The 23,080-nt window shown below is 71.7% G+C and carries 1 protein-coding gene (cut by a window edge); it reads left to right on the forward strand.

Features of this window, described 5'->3' with window-relative positions:
• Nucleotides 1-23,080: the 5' portion of a non-ribosomal peptide synthetase gene (locus A4U64_RS06405; RefSeq protein ID WP_065922346.1), read on the forward strand. It continues 6,464 nt past the right edge of the window; the window shows 23,080 of its 29,544 coding nt (coding positions 1-23,080); its start codon is at nucleotides 1-3; the stop codon falls past the right edge of the window.

Genomic DNA, 23,080 nt, shown 5'->3' on the forward strand with positions numbered 1-23,080 from the left:
ATGGCTGAAGGCACGTCGGGCAAGCAGGCGCTGACGATCGCAGACCTGCCCCGGTTGCTGGCCGGAGTCGTGGACCGCGAGCCCGACCGCGTCGCCCTCGCCCACGGTGACACGCAGCTGACCTACAGCCGGCTCCAGCAGGAGATCGCCACCCTCGACGCCGCGATGGGGGGCGTGCTCGGTATCGAAGCGCTGGTCCCGGTCGTGCTGTCCAACCTCGCGCCCGCGCTTCTCGCCGACGGTGGGCTGCCCGCCGTGCTCGACTTGCTCCTCGCCGACGCCGCGTCCGTCCTCGGCGACGCGGCGGCCGCCCCCGCCGGCCCCGACCTCGGCACCCTCGCGGGCCGCTTCGACGCCCAGGTCGAGGCGACCCCGGACGCGGTCGCCCTCGAGTTCGACGGCGAGACCCTGACCTACGCGGAGTTCGACGCCCGCGTCAACCGGCTCGCGCGGCACCTGATCGGGCTCGGCGTGGGCCCGGACGCGCGCGTCGGCCTGTCGATGCGGCGGTCCTTCGACCTGCTCGTCGGCATGTACGCGATCGTCAAGGCCGGCGGGGCCTACGTGCCGCTGGACCCGGATCACCCCGCCGACCGCATCGCCTACGTCCTCGACACCGCGGAACCCGTCGCGGTGGTCACCACCGCCCGCGACCGGGTGGATCTGCCCGGATCGGTGCCCGTGGTGCTCGTCGACACCCTCGACCTCGCGGACGTATCCGCGGACCCGGTGCGCGACGACGAGCGGCTCGGCCCCCTGACCGCCGACAGTCTCGCGTACGTCATCTTCACCTCCGGCTCCACCGGCCGCCCGAAGGGCGTCGCGGTCGAGCACCGGGCCATCGTCGCGAACATCGCCTGGCGACAGGCCGAGTACGGGCTGCGCGGCGACGACGCCGTGCTGCAGAAGACGCCGTTCACGTTCGACGTGTCGGTGTGGGAGTTCTTCTGGCCGCTGCAGGTAGGGGCGCGCCTGTCGATCGCGAGGCCCGACGGCCACCGCGACCCCGCCTACCTCGCGCAGACCATGATCGAGCGCCGGGTCACGGTCGCCCACTTCGTCCCGTCCATGCTCGCGGTCTACCTCGCCGAGCCCACCGCCGCGGCCGTCACCTCGCTGCGGTATGTCTTCGCCTCGGGCGAGGCGCTGCCCGCGCAGACCGTCGCCCGATTCCACCGGATCTCCACGGCCGGGCTGCACAACCTGTACGGCCCGACCGAGGCCGCGGTCGACGTCACCTACTACGCGACCCACGGCGACGACGCGGTCGTCCCCATCGGTGCGGCCGTCGCCGACACCGACCTCTACGTCCTCGACGAGGGCCTGCGACCCGTTCCGCAGGGTGTCGAGGGAGAGCTGTACCTCGCGGGCATCCAGCTCGCGCGCGGCTACCTGCGCCGACCCGACCTGACCGCGGACCGCTTCGTCGCCGACCCGTTCGGTGCGCCCGGCGACCGCATGTACCGCACCGGTGACCTGGTCAGGTGGAACGCCGAGGGCCTGATCGAGTACGTCGGCCGCACCGACTTCCAGGTCAAGCTGCGCGGCCTGCGCATCGAGCTCGGCGAGATCGAATCCGCCCTGCTCGACCATCCCGGGGTCCGGCAGGCGGTCGTCGTCGTGCACTCCGACGAGACGCTCGGCGACCACCTCGTCGGCTACCTCGTCACCGACGGCGAACCGATCGACCGCACCGAACTGGCCGCGGCCGTGCGCCGGCGGCTGCCGGACTACATGGTGCCGTCGCTGTTCGTCGAGATGACCGAGTTCCCTCTCAACGCGTCGGGCAAGCTCGAGCGCAGGGCCCTGCCCGAGCCCGACTTCAGTTCTCTGGCAACCGAATACCGCGCACCGAGCACCCCCACCGAGGAGACGGTCGTCGCGGCCTTCGAGAGCGTGCTCGGCGTCGAGCGTCTCGGCGTCGACGACGACTTCTTCGCCCTGGGCGGCAACTCGCTGAGTGCGACGCGCGTCGTGGCACGTATCAACGCCGACCACAAGGTCCGCATCGACGTGCGGGAGTTCTTCGACGCCCCGACCGCCGCGCAGCTCGCCACGCTCGTCGACACGGCGATGGCCGCCGGCGACTCCCACCGGCCTCCGCTGGTGCCGCAGGTGCGGCCGGAGCGGGTGCCGCTGTCGCTGGCGCAGCGGCGGATGTGGTTCCTCAACCGCCTCGATCCCGGCTCGGCGGTCAACAACATCACGGTCGCACTGCGGCTGTCCGGGACGCTCGACGTCGACGCGCTCCGGGCGGCCGTGTCGGACGTGGTCGCGCGGCACGAGGTGCTGCGCACCGTCTACCCGGAGACGGAGGGGGTCGGCTACCAGCAGGTGCTGCCGGCCTCCGGCGTGGAACTGGACCTCACGCCGGCGAGGGTGACCGAGTCCGAGATCGTGTCGACGGTGGCGGGCACCGTCGCGGCCGGGTTCGACGTCACGACCGAGGTGCCCGTTCGCGTCCGTCTGCTGCAGGTCGCGGACACCGAGCACGTGCTGGTGCTCGTGGTGCACCACATCGCAGCGGACGGCTTCTCGATGGGTCCGCTCACGCGGGACGTGATGGTCGCCTACGACGCCCGTACCCGGCACGAGGCACCCGCCTGGGAGCCGTTGGCCGTGCAGTACGCCGACTACGCCATCTGGCAGCGGCAGGCCCTCGGTTCGGAGGACGATCCGCAGTCGGTCGTCACGCAGCAGATCGAGTACTGGGCGCGCCGTCTCGACGGTGTGCCCGAGCGGCTGGACCTGCCGACCGACCGGCCCCGGCCCGTCGTCGCCACCAACCGTGCCTCGGTGCACGCCTTCACCGTCGACGAATCGGTGCACCGGGGTCTCGTCCGGCTGGCGCAGGACACCCGGACGACGCCGTTCATGGTGGTGCACGCCGCCCTGGCGGCCGTCCTCAGCCGCCTGTCGGGCTCGGCGGACGTCACCATCGGCACGCCGATCGCCGGTCGCGGTGAGCAGGAACTCGACGACCTGATCGGCATGTTCGTCAACACCCTGGTGCTGCGCACCGAGGTCGCGCCGGGCGAGCCGTTCACCCGGCTCCTGGCGCGCGTGCGCGAGTCCGACCTCGCGGCGTTCGGGCACGCGGACGTCCCGTTCGAGCGGCTCGTGGAGGTGCTCGATCCGGTCCGGTCGCAGTCCCATCACCCGCTGTTCCAGGTGATGCTCGCGTTCCAGAATCTCGAACAGACCACCCTCGAGCTCGGCGACCTCGCGATCAGCCCGGTCACCGCGAATCTCGAACAGTCCCAGTACGATCTGTCGTTCATCTTCGTCGAAACGGTCGACGAGGACGGCGAGCCGGGTGGCCTCGCCTGCGACCTGCGGTACGCCACCGATCTGTTCGACGAGGCGACGATCGCCTCGTTCGTGCGGCGGTTGCTGCGGGTGCTCGGGACCGTCGCGGCCGAGCCGGCGCGGGCGGTGGGCGACGTCGAGTTCCTGTCGGAGCCCGAGCGGCGGGCGCTGACGTCGGTGCACGGCGCACCGGCCGAGCCCGCCGGCACGCTGGACGAGATCCTGTCCGCCGCCGCCCGGCGCGATCCCGGCGCCGTGGCCCTGCGGTTCGACGGCCGGTCCGTGTCGTACGGGGAGCTGGATGCGGCGTCGTCGCGCCTGGCGCGGCTGCTGATCTCCCGCGGCATCGGACCGGAAGACCGTGTGGCGCTCGCCGTCCCGCGGTCGATCGAGTCGGTGGTCGCGCTGTGGGCGGTCGTCCGGTCCGGAGCGGCGTTCGTCCCCGTGGACCCGACGTACCCGATCGAGCGGATCGCGTACATGCTGTCGGATTCCGGTGCGGCGCTGGGTATCACATCGGCCGAATCAGCCGGCGCGCTGCCGGGCACGGTGTCCTGGCTCGTGCTCGAGGAGGCGGTCGAGGCCGGCGCCGGGCTGCCGTCGGAACCGGTGTCCGACGCCGAGCGCGTACGCTCGCTGCTTCCGGCGCATCCGGCGTACGTCATCTACACCTCCGGCACGACGGGCACGCCGAAGGGTGTGGTCGTCGCGCATGCCGGCGTGGTGAACTTCTGTGCCGAACAGGTGGAACGGTATTCCGTCACCGCCGACTCCCGGACGTTGCACTTCGCGTCGCCGAGCTTCGATGCGTCGGTTCTCGAACTGCTGCTGGCGTTCGGCGCGGGCGCGACGATGGTCGTCGCGCCGACCTCCGTGTACGGCGGCGCCGAACTCGCCGGCCTGCTGGCGGACGAAGCGGTCACCCATGCCTTCGTGACCCCCGCTGCCCTCGGCTCGGTGGACCCTGCGGGCCTCGACTGCGTCCGCGTGGTGATCACGGGCGGCGAGGCGTGCTCCCCGGGCCTGGTGTCGCGCTGGGCGACGATCCTGCCCGACGGATCGCGCCGCGCGTTCTTCAACGCCTACGGTCCCACCGAGTCGACGGTGGCGTCGAACATCAGCGACGCGTTGCTGCCCGGTGATCCGGTGGTGATGGGCGGCCCCGTCCGCGGCATGCGGGTGCTCGTTCTCGACGACCGGTTGCGGCCGGTGCCGGTCGGCGTCCCCGGCGAGCTGTATCTGGCGGGAATCCAGGTGGCCCGCGGGTATCTGGGTCGGGCCGGGCTGACGGCCGAGCGGTTCGTGGCAGACCCGTACGCCACCGACGGCAGCCGGATGTACCGCACCGGTGACGTGGTGCGGTGGTTCGGCTCTCCCGGCGACGAGGCGGCCGGTGTGGTCGAGTACGTCGGCCGGGCCGACGACCAGGTGAAGATCCGCGGCTTCCGGATCGAACTCGGTGAGATCGAGGCGGCCCTCGGGCGGTGCGCCGGTGTCGCCCAGTCGGTCGCGACGGTGCGCCGGGACGGGCAGCGTGGTGAGCAGCTCGTCGGGTACGTCGTCCCCGAACCGGGCACCGAACTCGACGGCGCCGCCGTCAGGGATTCCGTGGCGCAGTTCCTGACGAGCTACATGGTGCCGCATGCGGTGGTGGTCCTGGACTCGATCCCGCTGACGCCCGGCGGCAAGCTCGACCGGCGTGCACTGCCGGAACCGGAGCAGGAGGCCCGCGTCTTCCGGGCGCCGACCACCCCGGTCGAGGAGATCGTCGCGCGGGTCTTCGCCGACGTCCTCGGCGTGGACCGCGTCGGGCTGGACGACGACTTCTTCGAACTGGGCGGCAACTCGCTCGTCGCCACGCAGGTCATCTCCCGTCTCGGCGCGGCGCTCGGCGCCACGATTCCGGTGCGGACGCTGTTCGAGGCGTCCGGGGTCGCCGCCCTGGCCGCGCGCCTCGAGCAGGCCGACGCCTCCGGCAGCCGAGCGCCGTTGGTGGCGCGGACCCGACCGGAGCGGGTCCCGCTGTCGTTGGCGCAGCGCCGGATGTGGTTCCTCAACCGGTTCGAACCGGACTCCGCGGTGAACAACATCCCGCTGGCCATCCGGCTGTCCGGACTGCTGGACCGGCACGCGCTGCAGGTGGCGGTCGCCGACGTGCTGGCCCGTCACGAGTCCCTGCGGACGGTGTACCCGGACGCCGACGGGGTGGCGTACCAGCAGGTGCTGCCGACCTCGCGGGTGATTCCCGATCTGTCGCCGATCCCGGTGTCCGAGGCCGAGCTGCTCGGCGAGGTCCTGACGATGGCCTCGGCCGGCTTCGACGTGTCGACACAGGTGCCGTTCCGGGCGCGGTTGTTCGAGGTGTCCGCGACCGAGCATGTTCTCGTCCTCGTCGTGCACCACATCGCGGCCGACGGCTTCTCCATGGGGCCGCTCACGCGTGACGTGGTGGTGGCGTACTCGGCGCGCGCCACCGGTGGGGAGCCGGAGTGGGAGCCCCTGCCGGTGCAGTACGCCGACTACGCGTTGTGGCAGCGGGAGGTTCTCGGATCGGAGGACGATCCGGACTCGGTGATCGCGAGCCAGGAAGCGTACTGGACCGGCGCGCTCGCCGGGCTGCCCGAGCAGCTCGACCTGCCGTCGGACCGGCCCCGGCCGGCGTTCGCATCCAATGCGGGTGCGGTGCACGAGTTCTCGCTCGGACCGGAACTCCATGCCGCGATCGGACGGGTGGCGCGGGAGCGTAACGTCACCCCGTTCATGGTGGTGCACGCGGCGCTGTCGGTGCTGCTGGCGCGGTTGTCGGGCACCGACGACATCGCCATCGGCACCCCGGTGGCCGGCCGCGGCGAGCAGGAACTCGACGACCTGGTCGGCATGTTCGTCAACACCCTGGTGCTGCGCACCCGGGTCGAGGGTGGGGAGTCCTTCGCGGACCTGCTCGCGCGGGTACGCGGGACCGACCTCGACGCGTTCGCGCACGCGGACGTGCCGTTCGAGCGGCTGGTGGAGGTGCTCAATCCCGCCCGGTCGACGGCGCGGCACCCGCTGTTCCAGGTGATGCTGTCCTTCCAGAACCAGGCGATGGGGTCCCTCGAGCTGCCGGGCCTGAGCGTCTCGGGCCTCGACTTCGACGCCGCGACCGCCCGGTTCGACCTGCAGTTCTCCCTCGCCGAAACGGCTGCCGAGACAGCCGATTCCGCCGGATACGCGGTCGGGATCACCTATGCGACAGATCTTTTCGATGCGTCGACGGTGGCGGGGTTCGCGGCGCGGTTCGTGCGGGTGCTCGAGGAGGTGGTGGCGGATCCGTCGGTGGCGGTGGGCGACCTGGAGATCCTCGAGCCGGTGGAGCGGTCGCGGGTGCTCGAGGTGTGGAACGACACGGCACATCCGGTGCCGTCGGCGACGTTGGTGGGGTTGTTCGAGGAGCGGGTGCGCCGGTCGCCGGAGGCGGTGGCGGTGGTGTTCGGGGACGAGTCGCTGACGTACGGCGAGTTCGCCGGGCGGGTGCGCCGGTTGGCGCGGCATCTGGTGTCGGTGGGGGTGGGGCCGGAGTCGCTGGTGGGGTTGGCGATGCGCCGGTCGGTGGATCTGCTGGTGGGGATGTACGCGATCGTGGAGGCCGGGGGCGGGTATGTGCCGGTGGATCCGGATCAGCCGGCGGAGCGCAACGGCTACATCCTCGAGGTGGCGGAACCGGTGGTGGTGCTGACCACGACGCGGGACGGGTTCGAGGCGCCGGGGGAGACGACTGTCCTGTGCGTCGACGCGGTGGACCTGTCGGGGTATTCCGATACGCCGCTCGCGGACGCGGACCGGACGGCGCCGTTGCGGCCGTCGAACACGGCGTATGTGATCTTCACGTCGGGGTCGACGGGCCGGCCGAAGGGTGTGGGCGTCTCGCATGCGGCGATCGTCAATCGTCTGGTGTGGATGCAGGGGCGGTACGGGCTGACCGCCGAGGATGTGGTGTTGCAGAAGACGCCGTTCACGTTCGATGTGTCGGTGTGGGAGTTCTTCTGGCCGTTGCAGGTCGGGGCACGGCTGGTGGTGGCGGCGCCGGACGGCCATCGTGACCCGGGGTATCTCGCTGCGGTCATGCGCGCACGGTCGGTGACGGTCGCGCACTTCGTGCCGTCGATGCTGGCGGTGTTCGTCGCCGAACCGGCCGTGGCCGGCCTCTCCGCGCTCCGCTACGTCTTCGCATCGGGTGAGGCGTTGCCGGGCGCGGTCGCGGCGCGTATGCGGACGCTGGTCCCGGGTGTGAGCGTGCACAACCTGTACGGGCCGACCGAGGCCGCGGTGGACGTGACGTTCCACGAGGTGACCGACGCGGACGTGGTGTCGGTGCCGATCGGTGCGCCGGTGTGGAACACGCGGGTGTACGTGCTCGACGCCCGGCTGCGCCCGGTCCCGGTGGGGGTGGCCGGGGAGCTGTACCTGGCCGGGGTGCAGCTGGCCCGCGGCTACGTCCGTCGGGCGGACCTGACGGCCGACCGGTTCGTCGCGTCGCCGTTCGGCGCGCCCGGGGAGCGGTTGTACCGCACGGGCGACCTGGTGACGTGGACCGAGGGCGGGGAACTCGAGTACATCGGGCGTACGGACTTCCAGGTCAAGCTGCGCGGCCTGCGCATCGAGCTGGGCGAGATCGAGGCCGCGCTCGTCGAACACACCGAGGCGGCCCAGGCGGTCGCGATGGTCCGCAACGAGCAGCTGGTGGCGTACGTCGTCCCCGCGGCCGGGACGTTCGACCACACCCTCGCCCGCCGTGCCCTCGAGGCGCACCTGCCGTCGTACATGGTGCCGTCGGCGTTCGTGGAACTGGACGCGCTGCCGCTGAACGCGTCGGGCAAGCTGGACCGTAAGGCGTTGCCGGAGCCGGTGTTCGAGGTCAAGGCGTTCCGGGCCGCGACGACTCCGGTGGAGGAGATCGTGGCGGGTGTGTTCGCCGAGGTGCTCGGTCTCGACCGGGTGGGCCTCGACGACGACTTCTTCGCCCTCGGCGGCAACTCGCTGATCGCCACGCAGGTGGTCTCGCGGATCGGTGCGGCGCTCGATGCGTCGGTGCCGCTGCGGCTGCTGTTCGAAACCTCCACCGTCGAAGCGTTCGCCGCGGAGGTCGGCCGCCAGATCGGTACCGGCGCCCGGCGCCCGCTCGAGGCGGCACCGCGTCCCGAGCGGCTGCCGCTGTCGCTGGCCCAGCAGCGTTACTGGTTCCTCAACCAGTTCGACACCTCCTCCGCGGTGGACAACATCCCCTTCGCGGTGCGGCTCCAGGGTGAGCTCGACCTGGCCGCGATGCAGGCGGCGGTCCGCGACGTGATCGGCCGGCACGAGATGCTGCGCACCTACTACCCGGACCCGGACGGCGAGCCGCACCAGATCGTGCTCCCCGTGGACGACGCGCTGCCCGACCTGACGCCGTACGACGTCACCGAGGACGACCTCACCGGCGAGATCGTCGCATTCATGTCCACGACCTTCGACGTGACACGGCAGGTGCCGGTGGCGTCGCGGATCTTCCGGATCACCGACTCCGACTACGTCCTGGCGTTCGTCGTGCACCACGTCTCCGCCGACGGCGCCTCCATGGCGCCCCTCGCGCGCGACGTCACGATCGCCTACGAGGCACGTTCCCGCGGCGAGGCGCCCGGCTGGGAGCCGCTGCCCGTGCAGTACGCGGACTACGCGTTGTGGCAGCGTGACGTCATCGGTTCGGAGGACGACCCCGACTCCGTCGCCGCCGGGCAGGTCGAGTACTGGAAGCGGACCCTGGCCGGTCTGCCCGACCAGATCGATCTCCCGGCCGACCGGCCGCGGCCCCCTCGCCAGAGCTTCCGCGGCGAATCGCTGCACTTCACCGTCGACGCCGACGTCCACCGGGGCCTGCAGGAGCTGGCGCGCCGGCACAACGCCACGCTGTTCATGGTGATCCACGCCGCCCTGGCGACCCTGATGGGCCGGCTGTCGGGCACCGACGACGTCGCGATCGGCACGCCGATCGCGGGCCGGGGCGAGCGGGTGCTCGACGATCTGATCGGCATGTTCGTCAACACGCTGGTCTTCCGCACCCGAGTGCAGTCCGACGTCGCGTTCGACGAGTTCCTGGCCCAGGTGCGCGAGACGGACCTGGGGGCGTTCGCGAACGCCGACGTGCCGTTCGAGCGCCTGGTCGAGGTGCTCAACCCCGTGCGCTCGACGGCCCGCAACCCGCTGTTCCAGGTGGGCCTGTCCTTCCAGAACCTCGCGCAGACGAAGCTGGAGCTGCCGGGGCTGACCGTCTCGCCGACGAACTTCGAACTCGAGCTCGCCAAGACCGACCTGCAGCTGACGGTCTTCGACCGCTACGACGAGGACGGGACGCCCGCCCGCATCGACGCGACGTTCACATGTGCGACGGACCTGTTCGACAAGGGCACCGTGGCCGGTTTCGCGGAGCGGTTCGTGCGGGTGCTCGAGGCGATTGTGGCCGATCCGTCGGTGGCGCTGGGTGATATCGAGATTCTCGAGGTGGCCGAGCGGGTGCGGGTGCTCGAGGCGTGGAACGAGACCGCTCGTGCGGTCGGGGGGCCGGCGACGCTGGTGGATCTGTTCGACGAGCAGGTGCGGCGCGCTCCCGACGCGCCGGCGTTGGTGTTCGAGGGTGTGACGCTCACCTACGGCGAGTTCGATGCGCGGGTCAATCGTCTTGCGCGGCAGCTTGTTGCGCTGGGTGTGGGGCCGGAGTCGACGGTGGCGCTGGCGATGCGCCGGTCGGTCGAGTTGCTGGTGGGCATGTATGCGGTGGCCAAGGCCGGTGGTGCGTATGTGCCGGTGGATCCGGATCAGCCGGCGGAGCGGACCGGGTACATTCTCGAGGTCGCGGCTCCGGTGGTGGTGCTGACCACCGGGCGGGACGCGTTCGAGGTGCCGGGGGAGAGGTCTGTCCGCACTCTGGAACTCGATGCGGCGGATCTGTCGGTGTTCGCGGACGGCCCGGTCGGCGATGCGGAGCGGCGGTCGCCGTTGCGGGCGTCGAACACGGCGTATGTGATCTTCACGTCGGGTTCGACGGGTCGGCCGAAGGGTGTGGCGGTGCCGCACGGGGCGATCGTGAACCAGTTGGTGTGGAAGCGGGCGGAGTACGAGCTCGGTGCCGACGATGCGGTGTTGCTCAAGACGGCGGCGACGTTCGATCTGTCGGTGTGGGAGTTCTGGTCGGCGCTGGTCTCCGGTGGCCGGTTGGTGATCGCCGCGCCGGACGGGCACCGCGACCCGGGCTATCTGAACGCCCTGGCGGCCGAGCAGGGGGTCACCACCCTGCACGTGGTGCCGTCGATGCTCGAGGCGTTGCTCGTCGAGTCCGGCGGCACGCTGACGAACTCGCTCCGGCAGGTGCTCGCGATCGGTGAGGCGTTGCCGGCGGCGACGGCGCGACGGTTCCTGGCGCACAACACGGCCCGGTTGGACAACCTGTACGGTCCGACCGAGGCCGCGGTGTCGGTGACCTTCCACGAGGTCGACGACGCCACCGGGGTGTCGGTGCCGATCGGTGTCCCGGAGTGGAATTCGCGGGTGTACGTGCTCGACGCGCGGCTGAATCCGGTCCCGGCCGGCGTGCCCGGTGAGCTGTACCTGGCGGGTGCGCAGTTGGCGCGCGGTTACCACGGCCGGGCGGATCTGACGGCGGAGCGGTTCGTCGCCTCGCCGTTCGGCGACGGCGAACGGCTCTACCGCACCGGCGATCTCGTCCGGTGGATCGGGACGGGCGACGGGGGCGGCGAGCTCGACTACGTGGGCCGCGGCGACTTCCAGGTGAAGGTGCGCGGATTCCGCATCGAGCTCGGCGAGATCGAGGCCGCGCTGCGCGGCATCGACGAGGTGCGCGACGTGACGGTGATCGCGCGGGACGACGAGCGTGGGGGCGCGCAGCTCGTGGCGTACGTGGTTCCGGCCGCCGGTGCGGAATTCGATGCGGCGGAGCTCAAGTCGGCCCTGTCGCAGCAGCTGCCGTCGTACATGGTGCCGGCGGCGTTCGTGGTGCTCGAGGCGCTGCCGCTGAACGTCAACGGCAAGCTCGACCGCAGGGCGCTGCCGGCGCCGGTGTTCGAGGCCCGGGAGTTCCGGGCCCCGACCACCGTCACGGAGGAGGCCGTGGCGCGGGTGTTCGCCGAGGTGCTCGGTCTCGAACAGGTCGGTCTCGACGACGACTTCTTCGAGCTCGGCGGCAACTCCCTGCTCGCCACCCAGGTGGCATCCCGGCTCGGTGCCGCGCTCGATGTCCGGGTGCCGATCCGCGCGCTGTTCGAGTCGCCCACCGTCGAGGCGCTCGCCGTGTCCGTCCAGCACCAGAGCGCCGACGCCCGGCGGCCGCTCGAGGCGCGGCAGCGTCCCGAGCGGATCCCGCTGTCGCTGGCCCAGCAGCGGATGTGGTTCCTCAACCGCTTCGACACGGACACCGCCGCGTACAACGTGCCGATGGCGATCCGGCTGACCGGAACGCTCGACGTCGCGGCGCTGCAGGCGGCGGTCGGTGACCTCGTCACCCGGCACGAGATCCTGCGGACCTACTACCCGGAGACGGCCGAGGGCCCGATCCAGGTCGTCGTGCCCGCCGCCCAGGCCGAACAGGATCTCACCCCGATCGCGGTCGGCGAGAACGACATCGTCGCGGCCGTCCGGGAACTCGGCGCCACGACCTTCGACGTCACCATCGAGGTGCCGTTGCGGGTGCGGCTGTTCCGGCTCGCCGCGAACGACCACGTGCTCGCCCTGGTCGTCCACCACATCTCGGCCGACGGTTCGTCGGCGGGCCCGCTCACCCGGGACCTGATGCAGGCCTACATCGCGCGTTCGCAGGGCGAGTTCCCCGCGTGGGCGCCGCTGCCGGTGCAGTACGCGGACTACGCGCTGTGGCAGCGGGAGGTCCTCGGGTCCGAGGACGATCCGGACTCGGTTGCGGCGAAGCAGGTGGCGTACTGGAAGAACGCGCTGGCCGGTCTGCCCGACCAGCTGGACCTGCCCACCGACCGGCCGCGCCCGGCGGTGCAGTCCTTCGCCGGCGCCCGGACCGGATTCGCCGTCGATCCGGAGCTGCACGCCCGGCTGATCGACCTCGCCCGTCGCAGCAACACGACGCTGTTCATGGTGATGCACACCGCCCTCGCGGTGTTCCTCGCGCGGATGTCCGACACGGACGACATCGCGATCGGCACGCCCATCGCGGGGCGTGACGAGCGGGCGCTGGACGATCTGATCGGCATGTTCGTCAACACCCTTGTCTTCCGCACGCAGGTCCAGCCGGATGCGGCGTTCGAGGACCTGCTGGCACAGGCCCGCGAGGCCGACCTGGGGGCGTTCGCCAATGCGGACGTGCCGTTCGAGCGGCTCGTGGAGGTGCTCAACCCCGTCCGCTCCACCGCGCGGCACCCGTTGTTCCAGGTGGGCCTGTCGTTCCAGAACGTCGCCCAGTCCCGGCTCGAGCTGCCGGGTCTGACCATCGCGAACGTCGACGCGGACATGCAGATCTCCCAGTTCGACCTGCATCTGATCGTCACCGACCGGCACGCCGAGGACGGTGCCGCGGCCGGGGTGACCGGCTTCTTCACCTATGCCACGGACCTGTTCGACGAGTCCACGGTGGCCGGTTTCGCCCGCCGGTTCCTGCGGTTGCTCGAAGCCGTGGTGGCGGACCCGTCGCTCCCGGTGGGCGATGTGCCGCTGCTCGACGACGTCGAGCGGCTCCGGGTGCTCGAGGGCTGGAACGACACCGATCACGCCGTGGACGCGTCGGTGACCCTGCCCGACCTGTTCGACGCGCAGGTGCGCCGGACTCCGGACGCCACGGCCCTGTTCTTCGAGGGTGAGACGCTCACCTACGGCGAGTTCGACATCCGCGTCAACCGGCTTGCCCGTCGCCTGATCTCGGCGGGGGTCGGCCCCGAGTCGACGGTGGCGCTGGCGATGCGCCGGTCGATCGAGCTCCTCGTCGGCATGTACGCCGTCGCCAAGGCCGGTGGCGTGTACGTGCCGCTCGACCCGGATCAGCCGGCCGAGCGGACCGGGTACATCCTGGATGCCGCGGCTCCGGTGGTGGTGCTGACCGCCGACGGGGTCGAGATCCCGGGGGACAGGTCTGTCCCGCGCCTGGCGATCGACACGGCCGACCTGTCGACCTACGCCGGTGCTCCGGTCACCGACGCCGAGCGGCGGGCGCCGCTGCGGGCGTCGAACACCGCGTACGTGATCTTCACCTCCGGTTCGACGGGCAAGCCGAAGGGTGTGGCGGTGCCGCACGGCGCGATCGTGAACCAGTTGCTGTGGAAGCGCGAGCACTTCGGCCTCGGATCGCAGGACGCGGCGCTGCTCAAGACCGCGGCGACGTTCGACCTGTCGGTGTGGGAGTTCTGGTCGGCGCTGGTCTCCGGGGGCCGGCTGGTGATCGCCGCGCCGGAGGGTCACCGCGATCCCGGCTACCTGAACGCCCTGATGGCCGAGCAGGAGGTCACCACCCTGCATGTGGTGCCGTCGATGCTCGAGGCGCTGCTCGTCGACTCCGACGGGATGCTGCCGAGGTCGCTGCGCCGGGTGCTCGCGATCGGTGAGGCGCTGCCGGCGGCGACGGCGCAGCGGTTCCTGCGACACAACAGCGCGCAGCTGGTCAATCTCTACGGCCCGACCGAGGCCGCGGTGTCGATCACCGCGGGCGACGTGGTGGGCGACGCGGGCGCCTCGGTGTCCATCGGTGTGCCGGAATGGAACTCGCGGGTCTACGTGCTGGACGGGCGCCTGCATCCGGTGCCGGTCGGCGTGTCCGGCGAGCTGTACCTCGCCGGTGCACAGCTGGCGCGCGGCTACCACGGCCGGGCGGATCTGACGGCGGAGCGGTTCGTCGCCTCCCCGTTCGGCGACGGCGAGCGGCTCTACCGCACCGGCGACCTCGTCCGGTGGGACACCACCGGCCGCCTGGAGTACCTCGGCCGCAGCGACTTCCAGGTGAAGGTGCGCGGATTCCGCATCGAGCTCGGCGAGATCGAGGCCGCGCTGCGCGGCGCCGACGAGGTGCGCGACGTGGCGGTGATCGCCCGGGAGGACGACCGGGCGGGCACGCAGCTCGTGGCGTACCTGGTTCCGGAGACGGGCGCGGTGCTCGACATCGCGCACGTGAAGTCCGGGCTCGCCGGCGCGTTGCCGTCGTACATGGTGCCGGCGGCGTTCGTGGTGCTCGAGGCGCTGCCGCTGAACGTCAACGGCAAGCTCGACCGCAAGGCGCTGCCGGAACCGGTGTTCGAGGCGCGGCAGTTCCGCGCTCCGAGCACCCCCGTCGAGGAGATCGTCGCGGGCGTGTTCGCCGAGGTGCTCGGCCTCGCCCGGGTCGGCGTCGACGACGACTTCTTCGAGCTCGGCGGCAACTCGCTGCTCGCCACCCAGGTGGTCTCCCGCATGGGGGCCGCGCTCGACGCGAAGATCCCCGTCCGGGTCGTCTTCGAGGCGCCCACGGTCGAGGCCCTCGCCGTCGCGGTCGAGCAGCACGCCGGCGGGGGCGGTCGTCCGCCGCTGGTGCCGCAGCCGCGGCCGGACCGGATCCCGCTGTCGCTGGCGCAGCAGCGCATGTGGTTCCTCAACCGCTTCGACACCGGGTCGGCGGTCAACAACATCCCGGTGGCGGTCCGGCTGACCGGAACGCTCGACGTGGACGCCATGCGGGCCGCGGTGCGCGACGTCGTCGCCCGGCACGAGGTGCTGCGCACCGTCTACCCGGAGTCCGACGGGCACGCCTTCCAGGTGGTCCTCCCGGTCGCCGAGGCCGCACCCGATCTCACGCCCGAACCGGTCTCCGAGGCCGACCTCGTCGCCCGGGTCACCGAGGTGGTCTCCGCCGGCTTCGACGTCACCGAAGAGATCCCCCTGCGCGCCAAGCTCTTCCGGATCGCCGGCGACGACCATGTGCTGGTGTTCGTCGCGCACCACATCAGTGCCGACGGCTGGTCCATGGCACCGCTGACGCGGGACGTGATGATCGCCTACGTCGCGCGCGCGGCGGGGCACGAACCGGACCGGGCGCCGCTGCCGGTGCAGTACGCGGACTTCGCGCTGTGGCAGCGGCAGGTCCTGGGATCGGAGGACGATCCGGACAGCCTCGTCTCCGCGCAGGCCGACTACTGGAAGCGGACGCTCGCCGGCCTGCCCGACGAGCTGAACCTGCCCACCGACCGGCCGCGGCCGTCGGTGCAGGCCTTCGAGGGCGGCACGGTCGAGTTCCGCATCGACGCGGCCACCCACCGGCAGGCCGCCGACCTCGCCCGGCGCAGCGGCACGACGCTGTTCATGGTCATGCACACCGCCCTCGCGGTGTTCCTCGCGCGCATGTCCGCCGCCGACGACATCGCGATCGGCACGCCGATCGCCGGCCGCGGTGAGGCCGAACTCGACGAGATGATCGGCATGTTCGTCAACACCCTGGTGCTGCGCAGCCACATCGACGCCGACGCCGGGTTCGCCGAGCATCTCGGGCACATCCGCGAGAGCGATCTCGAGGCGTTCGCCCACGCGGATCTTCCGTTCGAGCGGCTCGTCGAGATCCTCAACCCCGAGCGGTCCACGGCCCGGCACCCGCTGTTCCAGGTCGCCATGTCGTTCGAGAACCTCCCCGAGACCGGACTCGAGCTGCCCGAGCTGAGTGTGTCCACGGTGCCGTTCGACGTGGACAGCGCCAAGTTCGACCTCGCACTGACCCTGCGGGAGCACACCACCACCGAGGGCGGACCGGACGGGATCTCCGCCGAGTTCTCCTACGCGCGGTCCCTGTTCGACGCCGGCACCGTCGAGGGGTTCGCCGCCCGCTTCGCGCACCTCCTCGACGCGGCGTTGGCCGACCCGGCCCTGCCCGTCGGTGACCTGCCGCTGCTCGCGCCGCACGAGCTCGAGCGGCTGACCCACGTCCGCGGCACCGACGTCGTCAGCGGCGGAACCCTCGCCGACCTCCTCACGGCCGGTGCGGCCCTGGACCCGGACGCCACCGCCGTGCGGCACGAGGGACGGTCGATCACCTACCGCGAGCTCGACGAGGACTCGTCCCGGCTCGCGCGGCTGCTGGTCGAGCGCGGCGTAGGCCCCGAGAACATCGTCGCCGTGGCGTTCCCGCGCTCCTACGACATGGTCCGTGCGGTGTGGGCGGTGGCGAAGGCCGGCGCCGCACACGTGCCGGTCGATCCGTCGTACCCGCCGGAGCGCGTGCGCTACATGCTCTCCGATTCCCGTGCGGCCCTGGGTATCACGGGAACCGCACACCGGGCCGGCCTGCCCGACGACGCCGAGTGGCTGGTCGTCGACGATCCCGGTCTCGCACCGGACGTCGCGGCCCGCTCGTCGGCACCGATCACCGACGCCGACCGTGTCCGGCCGCTGCGCCCGCAGCACCCTGCCTACCTGATCTACACGTCGGGTTCGACGGGCCGGCCCAAGGGCGTCGTGGTCACCCACACCGGCCTCGGTGGGCTGCTGGACACGATCATCGACCTGTACGGCCTGACGTCCCGCTCGCGGTTCCTGCACATCATGTCGCCGAGCTTCGACCCGTCGGTGATGGAGTGGATCGCGGCGTTCTCCCAGGGCGCGACGCTGGTCGTCGTGCCGTCGACGATCATCGGCGGCCCCGACCTCGCGGAACTGTTCCGCACCGAACGCCCCACCCACACGATCATCACCCCCGCGGTGATCGGCACCGTCGACCCCGAGGGCCTCGACAGCCTCGAGGTGGTCGTCGTCGGTGGTGAGGCCCTGCCGCCGGAGCTGGTGAACCGGTGGGCGCCCGGCCGCACGCTGCTCAACGGCTACGGCCCGACCGAGGCGACGGTCATCTCCACCTATGCGCACGTGCGGCCCGGGGATCCGATCACGATCGGCGGCCCCGTGCGCGGCACGACCGCCCTCGTTCTCGACTCGCGGTTGCGGCCCGTCCCCGTGGGTGTCGCGGGTGAGCTGTACCTGTCGGGTGCCGCCCTCGCCCGCGGCTACCACCGGCGCACGGTGCTCACCTCGGAACGGTTCGTCGCCGATCCGTTCACGGCGGACGGCGGGCGGATGTACCGCACCGGCGACATGGTGCGCTGGCGCGTCATGGACGACGACCGGCTCGAACTCGAGTTCGTCGGGCGCAGCGACTTCCAGGTCAAGGTGCGCGGTTTCCGCATCGAACTCGGCGAGATCGACTCGGCGCTGACGTCCCACGAGACCGTGGAGTTCGCGGCCACGCTGGGCCGCACGACGCCCTCCGGCGGCACCGTGCTCGTCTCCTACGTGCTGCCGAAGGCGGGCGCGACGATCGACACCGCCGCGCTGACCGAGTTCGTCGGCCGCTCGCTGCCGGCGCACATGGTGCCCTCCGCGCTCGTCGTGCTCGACAAGATCCCGCTGACCCCCGTCGGCAAGCTCGATCGCGACGCGCTGCCCGAACCGGAGCTCGAGGAGCGCGAATTCCGGGCCGCGAGCAATGATCTCGAGGAGATCATCGCCGAGGTGTTCGCCGAGGTGCTGCGCCTCGACCGGGTCGGCGTCGATGAGTCGTTCTTCGCGCTCGGGGGCGACAGCATCGTCTCCATCCAGCTGGTCTCGCGCGCCAAGGCCCGCGGCGTCGTGTTCACGCCGCGTGACGTGTTCGAGCGCCGGTCGGTCGCCGGTCTCGCCGAGGTCGCGACCCGCACCACCGCGGGCGAGGGCCCCGGCGGTCTGAAGGAACTGCCCGGCGGCGGCGTCGGCGAGGTGCCGCTCACGCCGATCATGCGCGAGGTGCTCGGCTGGGGTGGCGGGTTCGACCGCTTCTCCCAGTCCGTGGCGGTGACGCTGCCCAAGGACATCGACCGGGACGTGCTGGTGCGCACCATCGGCGCCGTCGTCGACCACCACGACGCGCTGCGGTCGATCCTCGAGCACGACGCCGACGGCGCTCCCGTGCTGCGGGTGCGTGCCGCGGACACGGTCGACGCCGACGAACTCGTCACCCGCGTCGAGGTGCCCGCCGACATCGACGCCGCCGCGCTCACCGCGGTCGCGTCGCGCGAGCTCGACGCCGCGCTCGACCGGCTCGCGCCCACCGAGGGACGGGTGCTGCGGTTCGTGTGGTTCGACTTCGGACCCGGCGAACGCCCCGGCGTGCTGCTCGTCGTCGCCCACCATCTCGTGGTCGACGGCGTCTCCTGGCGAATCCTGCTGCCCGACCTCGCCGTCGCGTGGGGCCAGGTGGCGGCGGGACAGGACGTCGCGCTGCCGCCGGTCGGCACGTCGCTGCGCCGCTGGGCCCACGGTCTGGTGGACGCCGCGCGCGCGCCCGAACGCCGGGCGGAGCTGGAGCTGTGGCGGTCGGTGCTCGACGGGCTGGACCCGCTGCTCGGCGGCCGCGCGTTCGACCCGGCGGTCGACGTCGCGTCGACCGTGCAGCGTCTCGACGTGAACATCCCCGCGGCCGACACCGAGGCGCTGCTGACCGCGGTGCCCGCGCTGTTCCACGGCAGCGTCAACGACGGGCTCATCGCCGCGCTCGGCCTGGCGCTGACCCGGTGGCGGCGCGACCGCGGCGTCGACGCGACGTCCGCGCTGCTGAAGTTCGAGGGTCACGGCCGCGAGGAGTCGGTCGTGCCGGGTGCGGACCTGTCCCGCACCGTCGGCTGGTTCACCAGCGCGCATCCCGTGCGGGTGGACCTGACCGGCATCGACGTCGACGACGCCTTCGCCGGCGGCACCGCCATGGGATCCGCCGTCAAGGCCGTCAAGGAACAGCTCCTGGCGATCCCGGACAAGGGCATGGGCTACGGCCTGCTGCGCCACCTCGATCCGGTCGGCTCGCAGATCTTGTCCGCATACACCACCCAGCCGCAGGTGAGCTTCAACTACCTCGGCCGGGTGTCCGCCGCGGACGTGCCCGAGGAACTCGCCGCGATCGGCTGGGTTCCGACGGACGCGCTCGGTGGGGTCGACGCCGCCCTCGACGCGGACATGCCCGCCAACGCCGTCGTCGACATCAACGCGATCGTGTCCGACGGTGCGGACGGACCGCAGCTCGCGGCCGGATTCGCCTTCCCGACCGGCCTTCTCGGCCCGGACGAGGTCGAGTCCCTCGCCGCCTACTGGGTGGACGCGCTCGCGGCGCTGGCCCGGTACGCGAGCGAGCCCGGCGCCGGCGGCCTGACCCCGTCGGACGTGCCGCTCGTGTCGGTGACCCAGCAGGACCTCGAGGCGTGGGAGGCGCGCTTCCCGTCGGCGACCGACGTATGGCCGCTGTCCCCGCTGCAGTCGGGCCTGCTGTTCCACGCCCTCATGGACGAATCCAGCGTGGACGTCTACACGATCCAGGCCGTGCTCGACCTCGACGGCGTGGTCGATCCGCAGCGGCTGCGCGGCGCGGCGCAGGCGCTGCTCGACCGGTACCCGAACCTGCGGACGGTGTTCGTCGCCGACGCCGCCGGTGCCCCGGTGCAGGTGGTGCTCTCCGGCGTGCGGGTGCCGTGGCGTGAGGCCGACCTGTCGCAGCTCGTCGCCGCCGAGGGCGTGCGCGCGACGGTCCCGTTCTGGCGGGAGGAGCAGGCGCGCCGGTTCGCGATGGACGAGGCGCCGCTGATCCGGTTCGTCCTCGCGTCGCTCGGCGACGGCCGCTACCAGCTCGGCGTGACCGTGCATCACATCCTCATCGACGGCTGGTCGATGCCGCTGCTGATGCAGGACATGATGATGCTGTACGCCACCCGCGGGGATGCGTCGCCGCTGCCGCGGGCCCGCTCCTACCGGTCGTTCCTGGCGTGGGTCGCCGAGCGTGACCTCGACGCCTCCCGCGCCACGTGGGCCCGGGTGCTCGACGGGTTCGAGGAGCCGACGCTGCTCGCCCCGGCGACCGACCGGCACCCCGGCGCCGAGGGCGCCGACCGCGTGCGGCTGCTGCTCGACGACGCCCGCACGGCCGAGATCGCCTCGGCCGCGGCCCGGCTCGGCGTCACCGTCAACACCCTCGTCCAGGCGGCGTGGGGCGTGCTGCTCGGCCGGTCGACCGGACGCGACGACGTCGTCTTCGGCGCCACCGTGTCGGGCCGGCCGGCGGACCTGCCCGGCGTGGAGTCGATGGTGGGCCTGTTCATCAACACCCTGCCGGTGCGGGTGACGTTCGATCCGCAGGAGCCGATCGAGCGGTTCCTGCAGCGCCTGCAGCAGGAGCAGGCCGAGTTGCTCGAGCACCATCATCTGGGTCTCACCGAGATCCAGCGGGTCGCCGGGCCGACCGTGGCGTTCGACACCCTCACGGTGTTCGAGTCCTACCCGCTCGACGAGAAGGGCCTGGCCGACCAGGCGGCGTCGATCGACGGCATGTCGGTCACCGGCGTCGGCACGAACGACGCCACCCACTACCCGCTGAGCCTGTTCATCCATGTCGGATCCGGCATGGACCTCGACCTGCGCTACCAGCGCAGGCTGTTCGACGTGCAGCAGGTCGAGACGCTGCTGTCGCGGTTCGTGCGGGTCCTCGAAGCGATCGCACAGCAGCCGGCGCTGCCCGTCGGCGACGTCGATCTGCTCGACGCGGCCGAACTCGAGCAGATCCTGCACGGGTGGAACGACTCGGACCACGCCCTCGACGGCACCGAACTGCTCCTGTCCCGGTTCGAGGCGCAGGCCCGGCGCACCCCGGATGCGGTGGCGCTGGCCTACGAGGGTGCCGAGCTGACGTACGCCGAATTCGGCGCCCGCGTCAATCGCCTCGCGCGGCACCTGATCTCGCAGGGGGTGGGGCCGGAGTCCCTGGTGGGCCTGGCGATCCGGCGGTCGTTCGACCTGCTGGTGGGCATGTACGCGATCGTCGAGGCCGGCGGCGCATGGGTGCCGATCGATCCGGATCACCCGGTCGACCGTGTCCGGCACATCCTCGACACGGCCGACCCGGTGTGCATCGTCACGACCGCCCGCGACGAGTTCACCGTTCCCGACGGGCTCACCGTCGACGCCGTCCTCGTCGACGAGCTGGATCTGTCGGCGGTCTCGGACGCGCCCGTCACCGACCGGGACCGGCGTGCGCCGCTGCGCCCGGACAACACGGCCTACGCCATCTTCACGTCCGGCTCGACCGGCCGGCCCAAGGGCGTCGCCGTCACGCACCGCGCCATCGTCAACCAGACGGCGTGGATGCTCGACGAGTTCGAGATGACGGCACAGGACGTCTACCTGCAGAAGACGGCCACGACGTTCGACGTGTCGCTGTGGGGCTTCTTCATGCCGCTGAGTGTGGGGGCGAAGCTGGTCGTGGCGACACCCGACGGCCACCGCGACCCGGTGTACGTCGCGGACGTCATCGCCCGCGAGAAGGTGACGATCACCGACTTCGTGCCGTCGATGCTCACGGTGTTCGCCGCCCACGTCGACCGGGAGTCGTGCGCCACGCTGCGGCACATCTTCGTGATCGGCGAGGCCCTGCCGCCGGAGACGATCGAGGGCGTGCGGCGCATCAGCACGGCCGCGATCGACAACCTCTACGGCCCGACCGAAGCGGCGGTGTCGGCCACCTTCTGGCAGGCGCCGGCCACCGGACCGGTCGACGTGGTGCCGATCGGCGTCCCGGAGTGGAACGTGCGGGTGCTGGTCCTCGACGGCCGGCTGCGGCCGGTGCCGGTCGGGGTCCCGGGTGAGCTGTATCTGGCGGGCGTGCAGCTGGCCCGCGGCTACGTCCGCCGCCCGGACCTGACCTCCGACCGGTTCGTCGCGAACCCGTTCGGGGCGCCGGGGGAGCGGATGTATCGCACCGGCGACCTGGTCACCTGGAACGAAACCGGGGAACTCGAGTACATCGGCCGCACCGACTTCCAGGTGAAGTTCCGCGGTCAGCGCATCGAGCTCGGCGAGATCGAGACGGCGTTGCTGGCGCACGAGTCGGTGAACCAGGCCGCGGTGCTGGTGGTGCCGACCCCTACCGGCGACCAGCTCGCCGGCTATGTCGTTCCCGCGCCGGGCCACGAGGTGGACGCGGGCGAGGTGATCGCGTTCGTGACGCGGACGCTGCCGTCGTACATGGTGCCCGCGGCGATCGTGGTGCTCGCGGAGTTCCCGCTGAACACCTCGGGCAAGCTCGATCGCAAGGCGCTGCCCGCGCCGACGTTCGCCGCGCGGGAGTTCCGGGCCCCGACGACTCCGATCGAGGAGATCGTCGCGGGCATCTTCGCCGAGGTCCTCGGCGTGGACCGGGTCGGTCTCGACGACGACTTCTTCGCGCTCGGCGGTAACTCGCTGATCGCCACGCAGCTGGTGGCGCGCCTGGGTGCGGCGCTGGATTCGCGGGTGCCGGTGCGGGTGCTGTTCGACGCCTCGACGGTCGAGGCGCTCGCGGCGCACGTCGAGCAGCACGCCGGATCCGGCGGCTCCGTGCCACTGGTGGCCGGGCCGCGGCCGGAACGGGTGCCGCTCTCGCTCGCCCAGCAGCGCATGTGGTTCCTCAACCGCTTCGACCCGGAGTCGGCGGCCTACAACCTGCCGGTGGCGCTGCGGCTCTCGGGCCGGTTGAACGTCGCGGCGCTGCAGGACGCGATCCGGGACGTGTTCACCCGGCACGAGGTGCTGCGCACGGCGTACCCGGAGACCGACGACGGCGCGGTCCAGGTCGTGCTGCCGGTGACGGCGGTGGTCCCGGACCTGACACCCGTCGTCACCACCTGGGACGAGGTCGCCGATCGGATCCGCGAGCTGGCCTACACCGGCTTCGACGTGACGTCGGAGGCCCCGATCCGGGTGCGGTTGTTCGCCGTCGGCGAGGACGAGATGA

The sequence above is a fragment of the Rhodococcus sp. WB1 genome (assembly GCF_001700945.1).
In the GTDB taxonomy this organism is placed as follows: domain Bacteria; phylum Actinomycetota; class Actinomycetes; order Mycobacteriales; family Mycobacteriaceae; genus Rhodococcus; species Rhodococcus aetherivorans.